Raw genomic sequence first — 21,583 nt, 5'->3', positions numbered from 1 at the left:
TTCCTTTTCATTCTTATAAATAGTGAATCATGGCTTGCTGATCCTCGGTCCAAGTAACCTGACTTTGAACTCCATATACAGTTTGCAATGACTCAGGGGTGATGGTCTCCTTTGGAGTCCCTTGGTAAAGGATTTCCCCCTCTTTCATCAGATAGAGATAATCCGAATAGCGACAAGCAAGTTGAATATCATGCAGGACAGCTAGAACATTGACCTTGAGATTCTTCACAATGGCCAGCAAGTCTAACTGGTACTTGATATCCAGGTGATTGGTTGGCTCGTCCAGGAGCAAGAGAGTCGGTTCTTGCGCCAAGGCGCGTGCTAATAAGACTCGCTGTTTCTCCCCACCTGAAAGAGACGAATAGAGACGAGTTTTCTTCTCAAGCATATCCACCTTGACGAGAGCATCTTGAACGAGGGCATAATCCCTTTCCTTTTCCTTCTGTAAAAAAGAGAGGTGTGGAGTCCTTCCCAGCAAGACGATTTCCTCAACTGTACAATCAAACTGCAATTGATTAAACTGGGTGACGACCGCCATCTGCTTAGCTGTTTCTTTGAGTGACCAATGTTCCAAAGGCTTTCCATCTAAGCTTAACAAGCCTTTGTCCGCCTTTTCCTGACGATAGAGGAGTTTAAGCAGGCTGGTTTTTCCACTTCCATTTGGCCCTAATATCGTATGAAATTGATGCCCCTCAACCTTAAGAGAAACTCCTTTGAGGATTTTTTTCTCTCCTAGTCCAAAGTGGACATCCTGACAAATCAAGTCCATATCAGGCCCTCACCTCCCTTCGCCTACCTCCAACAATGTAGATAAAGAAGGGAGCACCTACTAAGGCTGTGAAAATACCAATCGGCAGCTCAGCATTGGGAATGATGACACGAGAGAGTACATCTGCCCAAATAACAAAGAGGGCACCCAGTAAGGTCGCAACGGGAAAAAGTCTCCTGTAATTCGTTCCTACTAACCCTCGAGCTAAGTGGGGAGTAATCAGACCAACAAATCCAATAATCCCACAAGTTGCCACTAAGACTGCTGTCAGCACAGCCACCATGGTCACATAAAGATACCAATAAAAGCGTAAGGGAATCCCCAACGTTAAAGCAGCCTCATCTCCCATCATCATCGCATTAAAAACACGATACTGAGTAGAGAAAAATAGAAAGGCCAATCCTACTACTATAGTTGGCAAGACTAAGTCAGACCAGTTAGTTCCGGCAAGCGAACCCATGGTCCAAAACTTAATGGTCATCACACTGTCCGCATTAGCGCCGACTGAGATAATAAAATTGGAAAATGCCAGAAAGAGAGCATTGACCACCGTTCCTGATAAGATCAGACTAGAAGTCGTCATCCTGCCCTGCATAGAGGCAATGATGAGGACAGCAATGGTTGCCAAGATAGCTCCAAGAAAAGCTCCAAGGCTAATCACCACTTTTAAACCAAGAATGATGCTCAAAGTTGCACCTAGAGTTGCACCCGCAGATATTCCTAAGACATAGGGCTCAGCAATGGGATTGTTCACTGTAGACTGCATCACGCTACCACACATAGAAAGACCAGCCCCTACTATCAAGCCTAACAATACTCGGGGGAACCTCATATTCCATACAATGGCAAGAGTAGACTTGGAAACCTCTCCCATCTCAAGAGGAAAACCCAACCTGCTCAAAATAATCCGATAGGTATCGCCTAGATCAATCGCAACGGATCCCATAGAAACAGCTAGAAAGAGGGAAATCCCTAAAACAGCTAACAAAATACCTAAAAACAACACAAATTGCAGGTCCCGTCGGCTTCCAGAAAATTTGGAAAGCATGCAAACCTCCTTTGATAGAATCTTAAAAATTTAGAAAATTCTCATAAAAAGTATACCATATTTCTATTAGATGGACAAGGATAGAGACATATATAGAAAAAGCCCTCTGAAGTCAGAGAGCTGATTTGAGCTCGGGCTAAAACGTTTATAGACTAGGCGACAAGCCGAAGATTGTACTATAAAACTAGTGAAAATAAAAAATCTCCCCGAAGGGAGATGATTTGGTTTATTTTACCTTACAGTGCTAGAAACCGTAACCGAAGATAATACTTTAGTATATCGAGGTAGGGTGACAAAAGTAAAAAAGCTCTCTGAATATCAGAGAGCTCAAGTCTTGCTGGATAAAACGTTTATAGACTAGGCGACGAGGCGAAGATTGTACTAATGGTACATCGAGCTGAAGCCAACGAAGTATAGAAACGTTTTAGACGCAAGATTAGCGACGAAGTCCAAGAGAGTTGATTAACTCACGGTAACGGTTAACGTCGTTTTTACGCAAGTATGCAAGCAAGTTACGACGGCGACCGATTTTCTTCATCAATCCACGGTAAGTAGCGTGGTCTTTTTTGTGTTGTTTGATGTGTTCGTTAAGGTGGTTGATTTCCCAAGTAAGGACAGCAACTTGAACCTCTACTGAACCTGTATCACCTTCGTGACGTGCATATTGTGCGATGATTTCATTTTTTTTCTCTTTTGAGATTGCCATGATGTTTCTCCTTTTTATTTGGCTTCATCCGAGTGACAGGTTGGCATGCCTGTAACCAAGAAGAAGTTATTTGTCTTTACGACAATTCTTATTCTACCAAGAAGCAGAGACTTTGTCAACTGATTTACTGTTTAAAACCTTGAATTACTCTACTGATTTCAGGGCTTCAAGCATATCCACCTTTCTCAAGTGGTGATTGACAAAGAGACCTAGTAAAGTCAAAATCACCGTCACTGCGACGATTGGAAGCGCATAGACTTCCCAGCTGACCTGAGGATAAAAGAGTATGGTGGCAGGTGAAATCATTTGTATCAAAAATTGATGTAAATAGTAGCCTGCTACCAAACCGAGAACAATCCCCACAAGGGATAGCACTATGGTCTCGCGGTAGATATAGAGGGTCACTTCTTTATTGTGGAAACCGAGAACCTTGATAGTGGAAAGTTCGCGGATACGTTCTTCCACATTGATATTGGTGAGATTGTAAAGAATGACAATGGCTAGTAAGACGGAAACAAGGACAAGGATTGCCATGGTTTTATTGAGAGAATTGGCTACAGATTCAAAGAGATGGATAGCCGTTGCATTTTGGACGACCCCAGAAACAGCAGCTTTTCCCATGAAAGTAGCCGCTTCTTTCTCCGTATTGGAAGGTGTTGGGTCTTTTAATTTTACTAGGTAGGTATTGTCTTGCGGACTGGTTCCATAGACTTGTTCGTAAGTCGCACGGTTTAGATAAACAAAGTGTCCAACATAGTTTTCAGAAATAGCCGCAACCTTGATTTCCTTCCCGTCAAGCTCCAGCTTGTCTCCAACCGTAACACTTGCTAATTGGGCTAATTTTTGACTCACGACCGCTCCATTAGTGACCTGCAACTCTCGCCCATTTTCCTCTAATGTGATAAAGGGATTGAAGTCTTCTCCACTAGTAACCATCATGGTGATGGTTTGAAGTCCTGCTTTTCCTTTGAAATCTTTTTCAATGGATTTAGAGTAAATCTTTTGATAAGCGTGGATCGATTCAGCTTGCAAGGCACTTTCCAGATCTGCTTTTTCTTGCTCCGTTGCACTGCTCTTTTCTGCTACAATCATCTGGTATTGCTGGATTTGTTCAAATTGGCGTTCGGAAACTCCTCCCACAGATGACTGAATACCAAGACCAGCAAATAAGAGAGCAACTGAACCTACAACTCCAAAAATGGTCATCAGCATCCGTTGCTTATAACGAAAGATATTTCTTGCCGTAACCTTATGAGTAAAACTCAAACGACTCCAAATAAAGCTCAGTCGTTCCAGCAAAATCTTTGATCCCTTAACGGGAGGTTTGGGAAGTAAGAGTTGGGCTGCTTCATCGTGCAACTCCCTTCGCGCCACCAGATAAGCCGGCAAAACACTAGATACCCAACTCAAGGCTAGGGCAAGGATACTATAAGACCAATAGAAATACTCGTGACTTTTTCCAACAACCATCCCAGCTGTTATAACATCTGAAATCACCCCTGCAAGAAGATAATGTCCAAGAAGTGTTCCTATAATGGTTCCCACAGTTCCTGCAAGAAAACCATAGAGGACAAACTTGGCAACAATATCTCGGTTGCGGTAACCCAAGGCCTTGAAAATACCTGCATTGGTGCGTTCTTCATCTACAAAGCGAGTCATCGTTGTAAAGGTCACCATTGCAGCGACCATATATAGCACCACTGGGAAGATATTTCCGACTGAACGAATGCTTGATGATGCATTGCTGTACATGAGGTAGCCTTGACCACCTGGCATGGTTTGGCGATTGTATACGTGGTATTTCGGCTCTGCCAGTTCATCAAGCTCTTTCTGACGCTGTTCAAGCTTCTCTTTTTCCTTAGTTAGATCACTCTCTGTCTGAGCCAGTTTTTCTTTTTTTGTCGCCAGTTCTTCCTTAGCTTTTGTCAGCTGTCCCTCGATTTGACTCTTTTGCGGTTCTGGTAAAGCGGTCGCTTGTTCTTCTTGCGTTTTCAAGCGACTTTCGGCCTGCTCTAACTGACTCTTGCCATTTTCAAGGTTGCTTTCAGCAGTTTGGAGCTGTTCTTTGCCCTCTTCCAAGCTCTTTTGCCCATTTGATTTGATACTTGCCAATCTTTTTTGACCATTATCAGCAAGTAAGTCTTGCAACTCTTCCTGATGTTGGGCTCGTTTGGTCTTATAGTCTGATGAAAAAGTATCCAGATTTTTTAAATCGTCATAGCGCACACGCGCAATACTATAAACATCTGAGTCAAACTGACTGGGTAAAATTACTCCATAGCCAGTCAGGTTGCCATTTCCACTACTAGCACTTCCTAAATCTTCTTTAGAAAGAATCTCACCCGACTCAACAAATCCAGTAATTGTAAAAGTTTGGGATTTTACGATGGACTTTTCTTCTTTCTTAGTAAAGGTAATGGTCTGCCCAATCTGATAGCGGTCTTTCCAGAAGTCGGCTAGGGCAATTTCCTCATTTGTCTCTGGCAGTCGCCCTTCTGTCACTTGGAAGGTTGAAATGCTCTCTGGTTTGGAATAAAGTCGAACTGCTTCCTCACCATTTTCAACGGTTAGGTCTACCATATAGCCAAACTCAACACTTGCTCCTTGAAGGGTCTTTAGTTCGTCTTGGTCTTCTTTGTCCAAGCCATAATCAGCTATTACGGCCAGATCCAGGGTATTGGCTTTACGGAGATAATCCCCTGCCGTGCGTTCCATGTTTGGACTGGCTACTTTAAGACCTACTAGGGCTAAAGAACCCAGCATCATCAAGGTCAAGATAGAAACAAAGCGTCCCTTTGAAGTCGTCACTGACTGAAATAGGTCTTTTCGATATGTTTTTTTCATGCTAATACTCCAATGTATCGATATCCTGCGGATGCTCATTGATCGTCATGCTCTTAACTGTAGCATCGCGCATATGAATCACGCGATCTGCAATAGGAGCTAGCGCACCATTGTGGGTCACGATAATCACCGTCGCTCCTTTTCGACGAGACATGTCTTGGAGAATCTTCAAGACTTGCTTCCCCGTCTGGTAATCCAAGGCACCAGTCGGTTCATCACAGAGGAGAATTTTAGGATTTTTGGCTACAGCGCGTGCAATGGAGACTCGCTGTTGCTCCCCTCCAGAAAGCTGGGCTGGAAAATTATTGAGGCGATGAGCCAAACCTACATCTGTCAAGACCTGCTCAGGTTCTAAGGCATCTGTCACGATTTCTGAAGCCAGTTCCACATTTTCCTTGGCTGTCAGATTGGAAACTAGATTATAAAACTGAAAAACAAAACCTACATCTTCACGACGATAGTTTGTTCTCTGGTGCGAACTATAGTTGGCAATATTGGCACCATCGATCCAAATCTCCCCCTCATCATTGGTATCCATACCTCCTAGGAGATTGAGAACGGTTGATTTTCCAGCACCTGAAGCACCAAGGATAATAACCAGCTCCCCCTTTTCAATTTCAAAATTCACATCATGATTAGCCACAATCTCCGTATCCCCAACCTGATAACGCTTGTAGCTGTGTTTCATTTCAATATAAGCCATATCGTTTATCTCCTTTTCAAAGCTCGTTTCCTTAAATCAACAAGGTGTTGATTCTAAATCACAAATATTATATAATGGGCTAAGTCAAAAAGCAATAATCAAAAATCAACAAAGTGTTGATTTAAGAAAAAGGAAGAGAAATGGTTCAGAAACGAAAAACTACTACTAAGGAAGACATCAAGGAAGCTTTGATTCAGTTGCTATCAGAGGAGAAATTTGAAAATATATCAATTAGTAAACTCTGTAAACGCGCAGGGATTAATAGGGGAACTTTCTATCTACACTATGAAGACAAATATCAAATGATTGACAGTTTTAAAAGTGAAATTATTTCCCAGCTCTACATTTTTTTAGAAAAAGAAAGAGAATCGCCTAGAAAGTTTATGTTAGCCAACTTCTATATATTACGTTCGAACGAACGCCTTATTAACGCCTTGTCCCAAAGTCATTACATAGACTTTCGTGGTGCAATTCGTGAATTTCTAAGTAGCATTATTCTAACTGAAAATCAAAAAGAAAAGACTCGTCATTTCTTATCTGAAAACTTCCAAATTCCTCACAAATACGCTTTGGAAATCTTCTTATCAAGTATTGAAGGAATTATTTCTCTTTGGATTGCTGGGGGAGCTCAAGAAGAACCGGAAGAAATCACGGATATAATCTTATCAACCTATAACTACGAACACTGGAGCTACGAATCAAAAGAAGATTAATTCATACAACTTACTATTTCATAAGCTATATCCTCTCATTTTATACTTTTTCAATTAGCTAAATTGCCTTTTTTTAAACTTAGATACAAAAAAGCCTAGGAATTCCTAGGCTTTCTGTTTATAGATTATTTTCCAAGGTAGTATTCAGAAACTACATTCAATTTTTCGTCGAATTCGAATACCAATGGTGGGAAGTTAGGGATTTCCACGTCCATGATTTCGTCGTCTGACAAGCGTTTGATGTGTTTTACAAGGGCACGGATTGAGTTACCGTGAGCTCCTACGAATACGTTTTTACCATCTTTAAGTGCTGGAGCGATTTTGTCTTCCCAGAATGGAAGGGCACGTTCCAAAGTCACTTTCAAGTTTTCAGCATCTGGGATAACTGAATCGTCAAGTGAAGCGTAACGACGGTCAGTGTGAGCTGAATGCTCATCATCACGGTCCATGTTTGGAGGCAATACATCGTATGAACGACGCCAGATGTGAACTTGCTCATCACCAAATTGTTCAGCAGCTTCAGCTTTGTTTTTACCAGTCAAACCACCGTAGTGACGTTCGTTCAAGCGCCATGATTTTTCAACTGGAACCCACAATTGGTCAGCCGCTTCAAGAGCCAAGTTTGTTGTTTTGATCGCACGTTTCAATACTGAAGTGTAAGCTTGGTCAAATTCGATACCAGCTTCTTTGATCAATTTACCAGCGTCAATCGCTTGTTGTGTTCCTTTTTCAGACAAATCAACATCAGCCCAACCAGTGAAAAGGTTAGCTTTGTTCCATTCAGACTCACCGTGGCGAGCAAAAACCAATTTTACCATTAGATGGATTCTCCTTTTATTTTTCGAGGTTGCCCTCGTTTATCTATTCTATTTTACACAATTTTTCACAAAAAAGCTAGTTAAAATCAACTAAAAAGAGAGAACAGTGTCCTCTCATCTAGTTATTATTAATTCGCGATATTCAATCAAGAAACGATTGCAATTATTTTTTATTTAAAGCATCAATTATACGATCAGTATTCTTAGTTACATTAGTATCATTGTAACGATTATGAATTAGACCTTCAATTGTTTCTTTGCAATTTTCAAGATTAGCTTTTTCAAATACTACCACACTGACAACATGTGTTCCACCAGAAGTAAGATGCAAAACTAGTAGAGTTTGAAAAGCACTTAGTACTGTTAATACACCATAAGCAGCTAATATCAAACCTCCGATAAATGAGTTTTGAATCATTAGATAATTCATTAAATGAAAAAACAACCCTCCAACGGATTGTTTCACTAGACTTTCAGACAAGGCCACGAACTTCTTTCAAAAATTTAGCAAAAGAAACAGCACCTTTAATGATTAGAAATCCTCCTATCCACTCAGTCGCTGAAAGAAATCCCAGCACGCCACCAATGATAAATAGAATAGAAGGCAGCTTTCGAAGTTGTTGATCTTCTTCAAAATAGATTAACATAAAGGTCCCTAATGCAATCATTAAAATCTTAAAAAATGTCAGGAGCAAGGAAAAGGCAACCGTTACGACCAACATCTTTGAAGGATCTTTATAGATGAGAGCCCCAGTGTAGGATAGCAAAAATCGTAGGACAGGCCCAAAAAGTAAGGTCACTCCTGCCAGCATGCCCAGTCTCCAATTGAGTCGAACCAATCTATCTCTCTCCATAAAAACCTCCTTCTCTCGTAGCTATCATTCTACCATATTTGCTCCAGAAACAAAAGACCTTCTCAGGCACAAACAAATCGCCTACCAGCTTTCTAACAGGGATATCAAGCTATAAAAAGAGAAGACCAGTCGATCCTCCCTTTTCATTTTCCAACCCTTATTTCTTAAAAATAGAGGTTCTGAAGTCGTTTGTTTGGTCAAGATAGGCCTTAAAGATTGCTCTCTTCAACTTATGAACTGCACTGTCGATTTCTGGATCATAATTACTCCAACGTGGTCCTTCAGCATCCTTGAGAACAGCTTGGTCCATGAGGGCTTGCAATTCAGTCACACTATTGATGGTCTTTGTCGCATAACTTGGCCATGGTTTTGTCGGATCTTTAAAGGTCACTTGCTTCAAGTTTCCAAACTGATCCACACGTTCTTTATACATGGCTTTCTTAAAGGCAGCCCAAGATGAATACTCACCTTCAAATGCCTTGTCCAGTACAAGTTCATCTGTCACCAATCCGCGTTCTTTACCATAGAGATTGATGGTTTTACCGTTTTGTTTGGCAACTTCTTCGTATTGGTTTGAGATGTAAGGTACCATTCCATCCTTAAAGCCTTTGGCAGCCAGAAGTTCGTAAGCAATCCGGCGTCCCATAAGGTCCCCTGGCGTGCCTTTCTCACTGCTGAGAGCAGAAAAGATTGGGGCAAAGAGTTTGATCGTATAGTATCCATTTCGTTCATAGTCACCAGACTGGTACTCACGAGATGACAAGATGTTATGGTCAATCAAACTTTCAAAACTATTCAGGTTTCGGGCCTCTGCTTCTGTCAATTCTTTGACTACGTTAGTGGCATAAACCTCATTTCCATCTGCTGGATCTTTCACATACTTGTTCTCAATCTTTCTGAGAGCCGCCATTTTCTGGTAAACATTCAGTTTGTTAACGATTGATTGTCCTTCGAGGTATTCCAGCATGTAGATAAGGTCAAACATGTTATGGACATAGTTCTGAAGATCTGCTGCCTTTTGGAATCTCTCTGTCGGATCCAAGACTTGCAGACGGGAGTCTTCTGTACTATCTGATTTTGAGTGTCTCAAGATAGAATTGATGGTAATGGTTGCGTCACTTGGTTGGTCAGGCGCTTGCAATAAGCCTTTTGCGAAGAACTCTGGGCCCAAGCCACTTCTTCGACCATAGCCACCAAGATAAATATCCTGATCGGAATCATGGGTCATTTCATGGGTATAAGTAATGGCTCCATCCTTGTCCAGCATACGGTAAGACATATAGTAGACGCCATCACCTGTAGCGTAGGCTCCATGCTGGTTGTGTACTACCTTATTGCCAACTGGTCCAAAGAAGTTTTTCATGGCTGGATTGGAACTATCAAACTTAGCCTCCACTGTAGCTTTTCCAGAGGTTGTGTTATCCCCAAACTTATAAGCATCATAAAGGAGAATCGTACGATAGAGTTTTTCACGTGATTGTTCATCTAAAATACGATACCAATAATCGTAGTGATCTCGCTGACGTTTGGCTGTTTCACGCGCATTTTCTTCTACAAAATCATTGAGAGCCTTGCCCGCTTTATGCTCGCTATTGCGGTAGCGATCATAGGCTCCAAATCCTAGACTAGACAAGGTTGAGATGACAAAGACTGATCTTTCTGGCAAGGTTAGGAGAGGCAAGACCATATTGCGGTATTTCCATGTGGCACTAGTGATGCGGTCATAAACACCGATAGAGTACTTGGTGCCAGCTAATCCTTGCTTCGCTTTCACCTCTTCGATAGTGGATTTTTCTTCAACGATGTAAGCCTTAGTCTCTGATTTAAACCAGTCATTGTTGCTTGTGGTTGGTAGAAAGACTTTTCGGTAATTTTCTAGCGTGCTAAACAAATCTGTCGTTCCATGTTGACTGGCAAGACTGATACCATAAGTATCGACATTATTCTTAGCTAGAAGATTGTTAAAACCAGATTTACCTAACTCAATCAGAGTGTCCAGTGGTGAAGCATTTCCCTTACCAAAGAAGTCCAGGTGGTACAGAACCAGGTCTTTGACGTTTACCTGACCATAGCTGAAGTTATACCACCGTTCCAGATAGGTCAAACCAAGTAGCAAGGCTTCCTTGTTGCGTTTGATTTTATCTACAAGATAGCCCTTGGTAACTGGGTTGTCACCAGCAAGTCCAGCATCTGCTGACAAGAGTTTCTTCAAACTGTCTTCCAGATGTTCCTTGGTTTTGGCGAACTGGTCCTCTAGATAGAGCTCAGTCTGCTCGACTTTTGGAGAAATACCGAGCGTCTTTCTGATGCCTTCTGAATGGTAGTCCACCTGCTGCAATTCAGGTAAGACTTGTTTGATGATAGAGCTTTGGTCATACAAGAATTGGTTTGGCGTATAGAGAAGACCCGTATTTCCTAGACTATATTCCGCTAATTTGGCGAAATCATCCTGGTAATGGAGATCAAGCTTTTCAGATGAATGGTCCTTGTAGTGAAGCAAGAGTTTGTTTGCAGTCTCTTTGTTAGAAACAATGTCTGTGATGACTTGGTCATCCTTCATCATGACTGCTGACAAGACTTCTTTTTGATATAACAGACTGTTCTCATTGACCAGATTTCCGTATTTGACGATGGTTGCCTTGTTGTAGAAAGGTAGCAATTTTTCAATATTTTTATAAGCCAAGGCGCGCTTAGCTTGATAATGAGCCACCTTAGAAAAATCACTGTCTTTTTTGCCACTTGTTGAGAGGGGCTCCACTGTTGGTAGAGTGAGAGGATTAATGGCTACTTTTTTGCTTTCGATTTGAGAAGCATCTAGCATTGTTCCTCTTTCTTCAAAGGATTCCTTGCTGACGACCTCATCCTTGACTAAGGTGACATTGTAGACTCTGTTTGCCTTGCTGCTGAATGTGTCCTTCACCCTCATTCCATTATAGTGGTAACCGGTAATGGCATTTCCGTTGGTTACATTGACATCACTGAGAACATTGGTCAATCTTCCAGCATGCTGTTCCTCATTAGTTTTTCGATCCCACAAATAGCCTGCTACTCCCGCGACTCTACCAAAGTGCTTGGCATTGTTAATATCGCCTTCAGCATAGCTATCTTGGATTTGTGCATCCTGATCTACTAGACCTGCAAGACCACCCACTGTCTGATCTGAACTATTTGTGTTGGACGAAATGGCTACTGTCGCTTTTGACTTAGTAAGTAAAGCCTTGTCACCTGTCAAATGACCAACCAAACCACCGATATTGTAGGCAGCAGTCGTTTCATAAGTGTTGATAATTCTTCCCTTGAAACTGCTCTCTGTGATGCTTGATTGCTCAGCCTTAGCTAGCAAACCACCGATACCACGTTCACCAGCGAGAACACCATCGACGTGAACTTGCTGAATCTTTGTGTTATTCTGGGCTTCATAGGCCAGTGAACCAATATCATCTTTCCCTGAAATGGAGATATTTTTCAGACTCAATTTTTCTACTCTAGCGCCGCTCAAGGTTTCAAACAGAGGCTTTTTCAAGTTGTAAATAGCATACTGCTTGCCATCTTTTTCACCGATCAACTGACCAGTAAAGGTGCCCTTGATGTACGATCTATCATCAGGTCCCAGTTCTACTTCATTGGCATTCAAACTAGCTGCTAAATGATAGGTTCCAGAGAGATTCTGGTTGATAGCTTTGACTAGGTTGCTAAAGGAAGTAAAGGTTGTCGTTTCCTCTGTTGCCTTCTTAGCTAGGTAGAAGGTGAAATTATCGACATATTTATTTTCTAGCTCTTGCTGGAGTTTCTCAGCCTTGGCTATGATTTTATAAACTGGCTGACCATCTTTCGTTTCTGCAGCTATTGAAGCGACTGGTAGATAGACATCTTTAAACGACGAAGATTTAACCTTGATAAAGTAAGTGTCTGGATTACTTGGGACACCGTCTAAAGAAACGTGTTGTTTGTAAGTACCATTGGTCTGACTATACAACTCCAGATCCGAAACATTTCTTAGCTCAAGCGTCTTCTCTGGGTCTTTTTCTTTTGGTTTTTCTGTCGGAGCTTCCGGTTTTACTTGCTCGGTATTGCCAGTATATTCTGGAAGAGGAGCGACTTGTTCCGGTTCCACAATGGCTCCTGCTTGAGTGCCTGTATAGGCTGGTGTTTCAGTTGTCTCTGGGGCTACTATTGCACCTGATTGAGTGCCTGTATACTCTGGTTTTTCAGTTGTTTCAGGAGCTACAATCGCTCCTGCTTGAGTTCCTGTATATTCTGGTGTTGGTGGCACCTGTTCAGGCTCTACGATTGCTCCAGACTGCTCGCCTGTATAGGCTGGTTTCTCAGCTGTTTCTGGTTCCACCAAAGCTCCTGACTGGACACCCCCAACCTCTGGCTCAACTTGTTCCGGTTCAACGATGGCACCAGCTTGGGTTCCCTGATACTCAGGTAGCGGAGCGACTTGCTCGGGTTCAACAACTGCTCCTGCTTGGGTGCCTGTATATTCTGGTCTTTCAGCTGTTTCAGGGGCAACAACCGCTCCCGCTTGATTCCCATTGTATTCTGGTAATGGAGCCTGAGTCTCAGGCTCTCCTTTTCTTGCAGACTGAGGTGCTTCACTTGCAGCAACTGCCTTCTTAGTCCCTTTTTCTACTATACGTGGCAAGGCTTCTTCTACCTTAGTCGAGAGAACTTCCCTAGAAATTTCTTGGTTTTCAACAGTGAAAATGCGAACAAGCTCAATCTTCTTCCCAGCACGACCTTCTTGTTTGACATGGATGGTTCCCTCTGTTAGTTCTGGATTTTCTTGAACCACTTCTGGAACATCTAGTTTGGTTACAATCTCTTGGTCTTTGTATAAGAGCTCTGGTTTGTTCACGCGACCAGCCAAGACTTCGTCTTGAGGATCTACACTAGCAATACCAGACGGCTTTTGATTAGATAAATCTTGAGAAGGGATTGTCTTGTCTGCAGGGCTTGTTGAAGACGGAGCTTTCTGCTCATCTCCTGCCTTTTGTCCACCTTCGTTGGCTTGGAAATGAGGTTGAACTGTATAGTCAAGTTTCTGATCACTAGCAGCAGTTTCTTGCTGATTAATCTCTTTGTCTTGCTTAATATAGCCTAGATAAGTATAACCTGATAAGGCACGTGGCAAAGGCAGACTATCTCCTTGGGATAATTGGTGTTCCTGATTGTACTGGAGCAAAAGTTGATTTTCAATAGCCTGAACTGAAGAAGCCAAACCACTGCCCATCCCTGTTATCAAGACAACTTTCAAGAGAGCCTTCTTTTTGCCTTTCTTTTTCGATACGACAAAAATAAGGAAACCAATCGAAGCCAGAACTCCACCTGATAAAACGCTAGTAAGGCTATTCTGCCCACCTGTATTGGGCAACTGACCTAGCTGAGCTTTCTCATCCATACGGTAGACTAGATAATAGGTACTCTCACTATCTTCAGCAATTTTCGGAATATCCTTGACAATCAAGTCCTTTTCTTGCCCACTCAGCTCCGTTTCCGTCACATATTTGTAGTGAACAGCTGCATTTTCTTGAGCAAATACGGTCCCACTACTCGCAACGGACACAAAAAATAGGCTTGAAATCGAAGCTGACACAAGTCCAATTGCTAATTTTCGTAAGGAGAAACGATGCTGCTTCTCTCCAAAAATCTTTTTCATTCTATATCCTCTCAACTTTTCAACCTCTATCAAGAAAATAACTAGTATTATATTTTGATATAGGTATTTCACATCCACCATTATACTATAAAAATACTTCCTTGTCTCAAATAAATGCTTTAGATTTCACGAATGTCAAAGCTTATTTATCCTGTCAATTTTACCCCTGCTTGATGACAAAAAAAGAAGGCTAAGCGCCTTCTCTTATTTCAAAATATTCCTAACAAAAAGCCATTATTCTTGAATCTCGAATTTTTTCAAAAGTCCAAAGTAGAGGGATCCACCAATGATTGTCAGAATTCCTCCTACCCAGCCCAAGAATGGGATCAATCCAACAGCACCACCTACGATAAACAAGACAGAAGGTGCAGGAGTCACACGCTCGTCATCCTTGTAATAAATAATAGCTACAATTCCTAAAACCAAGATTGCAATTTTCACCAATGATAAAATAATTGAAAAAATCGTCAATAGACCAACTGTTGCATCCGAGTCCTCCGTTGCCGCAGCAGCACCGACAGCTATCATAAACATAACAACTGGAGCCAACAGCAAGACGATACCTGAAATAAGACCAAAAATCGCATTTACGCGAGCAAGTGCTTTTGTTTTCATCCAAATCTCCTTAAAAAATTTTTACAACTATCATTTTATCACATTTTCATGAAAAACAAAAGAAATTTCAAAACGAGTATACTAGATGGTGAATGATTTCCAATTTCTAAACAGACATTTAGAGTAAAAAATAGGTCATGTATCAGATTGTTTGTAAATTCATTCGTCTTCTCCACTGAGCAAGCCATTCACCTAAAAAAAGAAGATCACTTGGATCTTCTTTTTTCGTGCCTATCTTTCAAAGATAGACTGTCTGAAATCGTCTGTAGCACGTAGATAAGCATTGAAAATACGATACTTGAGTTGGGCAACACTGCTCTTAGAGCTGTCTGATAAGGCACGATCAATGTTCTTAGCTGAGGCATCCGCTAGTACTGCTAAGTACATATAATCTTGTAATTCCTCATAAGAAGAAATCGTAATTTGTCGTTTGCTATCTAGTTTTCCTGCTTCAAACTCGATGGTGATAGGGCGAAGGAAGTTTTGAGCCTTGTTGTATCGCTCATTTAGCATAGCTTTCTTCAAATCCTTCCACGATTCATACTGACTACCGTAGAGGTTTTTAAGGATCCGATCATCTCCAACTACTCCGACATCTCCACGGTTCCAAGTTGAGTAGGTCTTATCACCTTCTTTGAGGGCTTGACCAGCGTATTGGCCAGATACATATGGGACAAATCCTTGTTGGTAGCCCTTGTCTCCTAGCAATTCGTAGGCTCTACGGCGGAACATAAGTCCCCCAGGAGCACCAGTTGGATTGTCCAGAGCTGCATAGAAGGTAGCAAACATATTGATGACATAGTAGCCATTTCGTCCAAAGCTAGCTCTATCCCAACCATCGCGACGACCAATGATATTATGATCAACCAGAGCATCGACAGATTTTAGTTTGGCTGCTTCTTCGGCAGTTATAGGGACAATGCGATCATCAGCGTGGGCTTGTTTACCATAAGAAGTTTTTTCAAAGTTATAATTTTCAGCCTTGCGGTACCATTTCATTTTCTGTTGATCAGTTAGAACTCCAGTAACAATATCCCCTTCTACATAATCCAGAAGGTTCAGTACATCAAAGACTCCATGCATGTAGTCGCGAAGAGCATCTGCTGAGGAGAATCGGGCAACAGGATCATAGGTATGGTAGCGTGTGGTCGAATCTTTATCTCCCTGATAGAAGCTATTGAGCACGAGACCTTTTTCGCTAACATTGGTTACAGACTCTAACATCCCTGTAGCAAAGCTCTCAGGTCCTTCACCCTCACGACGACCATGTCCTTCAAAATAGATAGAACCATCCGAGTTGTGGGTCATTTCATGGGTATAGACCATGGTTCCAGAAGCTCCCAGCATCTGGTCATAGACGTAGAAGACTTCATAACCATTTGCAAAGGCTCCTAGTCCATTGTCTCCGTGATACTTGCCAGCAGGGCCAAAGAAATTGTACATAGCAACAGAGGTCTTATCATTACGCGGAGCCCAATATTGATGGCCTTGATCATTGTAAACAAAGAAACCATCTGTAACGATCACCCGTCTGAATAGAGTATCTTTCCTGTTTGGACTTAAAATGTTGTACCACATGTCATAGTGGTTTCGTTGCCATTCAGCTGATTGATCCACAAGTTTTTCAACGTGTCGATGGAGTTCCTCACCTGAGAGAACTCTGCCACCTTCTTTCCTGTAGCTTCCAAAGCTACCAAAGGCAATGGTCGACATATTGCTGATGATATAGACATCTCTTTCAGGTAAGGTCAGAAGCTGGAGGACCATTTGCTTGAAGCCCCAATCTCCCTGAGTCAGTCTGTCGTAGACTTTGATTGTATACTTACTCTTACGATCCGCATTGTCCTGCTTGGCCTGAATTTCTGGCAGACTTGAACGAGCTTCTACGATATAAGCCTTGGTATTTTCCTTGAACCATTCACTGTTGGTTTTGTTTGGCAAGAAGAGTTCACGCAGACTTTCTAAGTATGTAAAGAGGTCTCCTTTGCCTTTTTCCTTAGCTAGGGATTGTCGGAAAGTATTGAAGTTGTTTTGCGCTCGAAGATTGCCCATTCCAGAGTTACCGAGAGCAATGATGGTATCGAGTGTCGAAGCGGCATGATTGCCAAAGAAATCAAACTTATAGGCATTAAGGTCCTTGGTGTTGAAAGTTCCATAGTTGACATTGTACCAACGATTGAGATAGGTCAGACCAAGCATGAAAGCCTCTTTGTTCTTCAGAATCTTTTGGCTAATTGCATCCGCTACGGCAGAACCTAGAGTGTTAATCGACTTATCAACTGAAAGTACCTTGAGGAGCTCCTGACCTAGGTCAGCTTTGATTTGTTCAAAGGCTTTTTCCAGATAAAGATCATCTAAGGAAGCTGTTTCACCAATTCCCAGTACCTTACGCACAGCAGTTGAGTTATAAGTCACAGCTTTGAGTTCATCCAAGACTCTCTCTTTAATGGACTGGTAGTCCGATAGGAAGGCCTCTGGTGTATAGAGCAAATTCTTATCAGCGATGCTATATTCAGCAATCTGACCATTGGCAAAATCTCCCTTGTAGGTCAGATCAAGATAAGCGATCGTCTTATCTGCATAATGCAGCATCAGTCTATTGATTTCACCCTTATGGCTATTGACGTCCGTTGTCAGCGTCTCATCTTTCATCGGAACTACATCTAGCAGGGCTACTTTGTTGAGTTTATCATCTTCAGCTAATTGGTTGGCTATATGAACGATGAAGTCTTTGTTGTAGAATGGTAATAGTTTTTCTACATTTTTGTAGGCTTGTTTTCTGGACTCTTGGGCTCCCCTCACTCGACTATAGTCTGTTTGATGCTGGTAAGCTTGCTGCAATGGCTCCTGGTCCGTCAAGTTTGAAGTGATTCCAAAGGACTGACGTTTGGCTTGCGCATCGGCCTCTGAAATAGAACGGACAAAACGCTCATCTTTTCGATTTGCTGTAGTTCCTTCAAGAACATAAGAGTCCCGAACAGAAGCCTCAGGATACGGATCTCCTGTCATCGCATGACCATTTTGAACCTTGACACTGGTCAAGACATTTCGGACCTGTCCATTGTTCCAAGTAGACCCGATCGCTCCACCGACTTGGCCAGAATGACCTCCATTTTGGATAGAACCAGACACATAAGAAGTTTCTAATCTAGCTCCATTCTGCAAACGACCGATCAATCCTCCAACACGCTGGTCTCCATTTCGACCCGTTACTTGGATAGATACATCTGCCTGACTCTTCTGCGCCAGTGATTGATTGCCGTGGAAATTACCGACCAGGCCACCAATATTGTACTCCTGCCCCCCATCTTGGGTGCTGGTGATGGATCCTTTAAAGGCAACATTGGTTAGTTTTGTGTTTTGGGCAACTCCTACGAGTCCACCGATATGCTTGTTCCCAGATAGACTACCACTTACAGAAACATCCGTAATCGTTGCATTTTGAGCATTGCTAGCCAAGGCCCCTATAGAATCCTTGCCTGTAACTGCAGCCGATTTCAAGGTCAGTTGCTGGATGGTGGCATTTTTCAAGGTTGCAAAGAGTGGTTTTGCCAAGTTGTAGATGGTATAATCTTTGCCATCCACTCGGCTAGTTAGGCTACCTGAAAATTCTTCTGGAACATAGCTTGTCGCAGAATGTTCTAACTCAACCTCATCTGCTGAAACATCCGCTCCTAGTTTGAAGTTTCCAGTCGGGTTTGACTTCATGGCCTCTATGAGCGCTTTGAAGGACGTATAGACACCTTCTTGACTAAGAGGCGTTTTTGGCAATTCAAAAGAGTAATCTGGACGATAATGATCCCCTTCTCCCTCGACGAGCTGATTAGCTGATACCGTTACGGAATAGGCATTGCCCTTATCTGTAATCTTAGAAACAGGTAAGAGCATATCCTTGAACTTGTCTGACTGAATGCGGACATAGTAGTTGTCTAAATCAGATGGAACTTCCGACAGGGATAGGTAACGTCGGTAGTGACTACCATCTTTACCGTACAGTTCGATACGGTCGATGTCTTTGATTTCAACCTTCTTATAATCTAGCTGAACTGGACGTTGATCCTCTATACTAGTTTGTTCCCCTTGACCCAGGTCATATTTCATGACAGTTTTGAGAGTATAAGGAGTATAGTAGTCCAAGTCATCAAGTGTCAATTTTTGAGCGAGGTCCACAAGGTCGACTTCCTTAATTAACATTTCACCCTTGTATAGCTGCACTTTGGCTGATTGATAGCTAGCTGTAGCATCCGTCAAGTGATAGCTAAGAGAAACTTGGCGTTGATCTTCTTCCTTCTCGACACGGACTAGAGAGAGGGTTGGTTTTCTCTTGACACCATCCAGAGCTTGACGAGCTGCCTCGAGATCCGTCCGAACTTGATCGACCAAGGCTTGATTGGCGAAAGGATTGTCCAAAACGAGCTTGGCCTGATCTAGAGCACGGCGATAGCGGAGTTTAGTTTGTTCATCAGCATACTGGTAAGCAACTGTAGACTGAGTCACATCCTTCATGTCAAATTCAACTCCAAGAGTTTTCTTATCAACAGGTTGGCCGTCTAAATTATTCTTAGCAGTTTCAAGGGCTTTTTTCAAAGAATCAACCTGTTCTTGACTGGCATGAGATGCCTCAAAGAGAGCTTGAGCATTTGCAACTGCCTGTTTATAAGACTCTTGATCTGCAGTGGTATCATTGAAATACTGATGCGTTTTCTGGATGCTCTCGGCCTCTTCCACTAATTGGTGCAAGGGGTCGAGGTCGAGGGTTCCTTTTTCTGGTTCCACAGGAGCGTGATCCGCATTTGTAGAAATTGGTTTTGTACCGACTTTGATAATCTGAGGAACTGCTTCTTTTGTGATAGTGTTAGAGATTTCCTCTGTATTTTCGACTTTTCCATCTACTAAATACTGACGAGTCACAATCGTACGGACACCCTCTTGACCAGCTTGGCTAACTTCCCTTTGCCCCAAAGGCAGGTCTGCACTTTCCACTTCCTTAGTTGGGTAGGGTTCAGCCACTGTTGCGGTAACATCCTTTTCTTCAACCTCTAGACTTGGAACTTCATTTACAGGAGCGTCTGTTGGTTTCTCGCTAACAGGGCCTGTTCCGACTGTTACGATTTCTGATACTGCTGGAGTTGTCACTTCGTTAGAGATTTCCTGACTTCTCTCTACTTTACCATCTACCATGTACTGACGAGTAACAATCGTACGCACACCATCTTGACCAGCTTGGGTTATCTTGGTCTGGCCAACTGGCAAGCTATCACTCTCAACACGTTCTCGAGTGTAGGGTTCTGCTACCGTCGTAGTAACATCCTTTTCTTCAACCTCTAGACTTGGAACTTCATTTACAGGAGCGTCTGTTGGTTTCTCGCTAACAGGGCCTGTTCCGACTGTTACGATTTCTGATACTGCTGGAGTTGTCACTTCGTTAGAGATTTCCTGACTTCTCTCTACTTTACCATCTACCATGTACTGACGAGTAACAATCGTACGCACACCATCTTGACCAGCTTGGGTTATCTTGGTCTGGCCAACTGGCAAGCTATCACTCTCAACACGTTCTCGAGTGTAGGGTTCTGCTACCGTCGTGGTAACATCCTTTTCTTCGACGTTTAAGCTCGGAACTTCGTGCACTGGAGCGTTTGTTGGTTTGTCACTAACAGACTCCCCTGGGCTTGGTTTTGTAGGAGAAGGGACCTTGCTTCCGACTTTTCTAATCTCAGAAGTCGGCTCAGTCGTTACCTGATTGGAAACCTCCTCTGTATGGATCACCTGACCATTTAAAATGTAGCTGCGGGTCACAATGGTACGACTACCATTTTTCCCTGCCTGAATCACCTCAGTTTGACCTTGCGGCAAATCAGCTGCCTCTACTTCCTCCACTTGGAAAGGAATAATCTCTGTACGACTCGTTTCTTTACTATCAACCTTTAACTCTGGTTGTTCAAAGACAGGAGCTTCACTTGGTTTCTGAGCACGATACTCTTCCTGCGCTTGGCTTCCGTTTGAAGTTTGAACTGGAGTATCAATAGGAGCCGAATGATTCAACTCTTTCTTGCCATCAACTGAAGGCTTCACTTCTTTTTGAGATTTCAAATAGCCTACATATTGGTAGCCTTCAATCGTAAGTGGGGATTGCAATGTTTCCCCGACCTGTACAGTCAATTCCTGATTGTAGTCAGCGAGCATTTGATTTGTCAAAGCCAAGGAAGTTGGCGCAATTAGCTGACTTCCTAGACTGGTCAAGAGCATGAAAGAAGCTAGCTTTTTGCGATCATCTCTGCCCAGTTTAATCGCTACGACCAGTAGCACTATACCTGCCCCTGCTGCAATTGAGCTAATGAGTTGGCTATGACCAGTTGCAGGCAACTGTCTCGTCGGACGATAAATCAAATAGTAAGTATCATCTGTTTCCTCAGCAAACTGTGGCAATTCTTTGACTACCAACTGCTTTTCTTGGTCCGTGAGTTCACTCTCTGTCACGTACTTATAGTGAATCTGTTTTGTGACGGATGGCGTCTGTTCACTGGCTGCTACACTAGCAAGAGAACCTCCTCCACTAAAAAGGTAGAAAACCCCTACCAGAGCAGAAACTAGACCAACCGAAACCTTTCTCAATGAAAAACGCTGGTGCTTTTCTCCTAAATAACTTCTTTTCATTTCTAATCTTTCCTTCATCATGATTTGAATCCCCTCTATTCTACCGAAATTTACTAGATTATTCAATTTATTTGCTATAAATAATAGCCACAAAAAACTGCTAATCTTTTCAGTTCATTTGCGCTTTAAAAATCCTTATCTTATCAGGTCTTGAATGCACAAACAAGATCAGGGAGAATCACAGAAAAAATTCC

General features: G+C 42.4%; 12 protein-coding genes. 1 reads left to right on the top strand and 11 read right to left on the bottom strand.

Going from position 1 to position 21,583, the window contains the following annotated elements; all coding sequences use genetic code 11:
- Window positions 1-13 precede the first annotated feature (13 nt).
- The 5 genes from A6J84_RS01280 to A6J84_RS01260 form a co-directional block, all read right to left on the bottom strand.
- A complete protein-coding gene (locus A6J84_RS01280; protein WP_095725876.1) occupies window positions 14-769 on the bottom strand; it encodes an ABC transporter ATP-binding protein in 756 nt (251 codons plus the stop codon).
- A 1-nt stretch (window position 770) separates the two neighbouring features.
- Window positions 771-1,817, bottom strand: coding sequence for a FecCD family ABC transporter permease (locus A6J84_RS01275; RefSeq protein WP_095725875.1), 1,047 nt, complete (start codon window positions 1,815-1,817; stop codon window positions 771-773).
- A gap of 436 nt (window positions 1,818-2,253) precedes the next feature.
- Window positions 2,254-2,523 (bottom strand): 30S ribosomal protein S15, encoded by a 270-nt coding sequence (gene rpsO, locus A6J84_RS01270; protein ID WP_001018251.1) that lies wholly within the window; start codon window positions 2,521-2,523, stop codon window positions 2,254-2,256.
- A gap of 144 nt (window positions 2,524-2,667) precedes the next feature.
- Window positions 2,668-5,367, bottom strand: a complete 2,700-nt coding sequence (locus A6J84_RS01265) for an FtsX-like permease family protein (RefSeq protein ID WP_000754606.1) — start codon at window positions 5,365-5,367, stop codon at window positions 2,668-2,670.
- A gap of 1 nt (window position 5,368) precedes the next feature.
- Entirely contained in the window at window positions 5,369-6,070 is a 702-nt protein-coding gene (locus A6J84_RS01260) for an ABC transporter ATP-binding protein (protein WP_000323378.1), read from the bottom strand.
- A gap of 140 nt (window positions 6,071-6,210) precedes the next feature.
- On the opposite strand from A6J84_RS01260, the gene A6J84_RS01255 reads away from it, so the two are divergent.
- The gene (locus A6J84_RS01255; RefSeq protein ID WP_000250301.1) at window positions 6,211-6,783 is read left to right on the top strand and encodes a TetR/AcrR family transcriptional regulator; all 573 of its coding nucleotides are present in this window, start codon (window positions 6,211-6,213) and stop codon (window positions 6,781-6,783) included.
- Between the two features lie 125 nt (window positions 6,784-6,908).
- Here A6J84_RS01255 and A6J84_RS01250 read toward each other — a convergent pair whose 3' ends face one another.
- From A6J84_RS01250 to A6J84_RS01225, 6 genes are all read right to left on the bottom strand, one after another.
- Window positions 6,909-7,601: a phosphoglycerate mutase gene (locus A6J84_RS01250; protein ID WP_000240126.1), complete on the bottom strand. Its 693-nt coding sequence runs from the start codon at window positions 7,599-7,601 to the stop codon at window positions 6,909-6,911.
- Between the two features lie 163 nt (window positions 7,602-7,764).
- Window positions 7,765-8,082, bottom strand: a complete 318-nt coding sequence (locus A6J84_RS01245) for a hypothetical protein (protein WP_227743431.1) — start codon at window positions 8,080-8,082, stop codon at window positions 7,765-7,767.
- Window positions 8,075-8,455, bottom strand: coding sequence for a hypothetical protein (locus A6J84_RS01240; RefSeq protein ID WP_070535016.1), 381 nt, complete (start codon window positions 8,453-8,455; stop codon window positions 8,075-8,077). The genes A6J84_RS01245 and A6J84_RS01240 overlap by 8 nt, the downstream gene beginning before the upstream one ends.
- Window positions 8,456-8,612: 157 nt before the next feature.
- On the bottom strand, window positions 8,613-14,117 hold the full coding sequence (locus A6J84_RS01235; protein WP_095725874.1) for a ZmpA/ZmpB/ZmpC family metallo-endopeptidase: 5,505 nt from the start codon (window positions 14,115-14,117) through the stop codon (window positions 8,613-8,615).
- Window positions 14,118-14,351: 234 nt separating this feature from the next.
- A complete protein-coding gene (locus A6J84_RS01230) occupies window positions 14,352-14,732 on the bottom strand; it encodes a hypothetical protein (RefSeq protein WP_044020430.1) in 381 nt (126 codons plus the stop codon).
- Window positions 14,733-14,963: 231 nt separating this feature from the next.
- A complete protein-coding gene (locus tag A6J84_RS01225; RefSeq protein WP_227743430.1) occupies window positions 14,964-21,389 on the bottom strand; it encodes a ZmpA/ZmpB/ZmpC family metallo-endopeptidase in 6,426 nt (2,141 codons plus the stop codon).
- Window positions 21,390-21,583: the final 194 nt, after the last annotated feature.

This window comes from Streptococcus sp. FDAARGOS_256 (genome assembly GCF_002289235.2).
Lineage (GTDB): Bacteria > Bacillota > Bacilli > Lactobacillales > Streptococcaceae > Streptococcus.
Note: the sequence above shows the minus strand (reverse complement) of the source record. Positions and strands in the feature narration are given on the sequence as shown.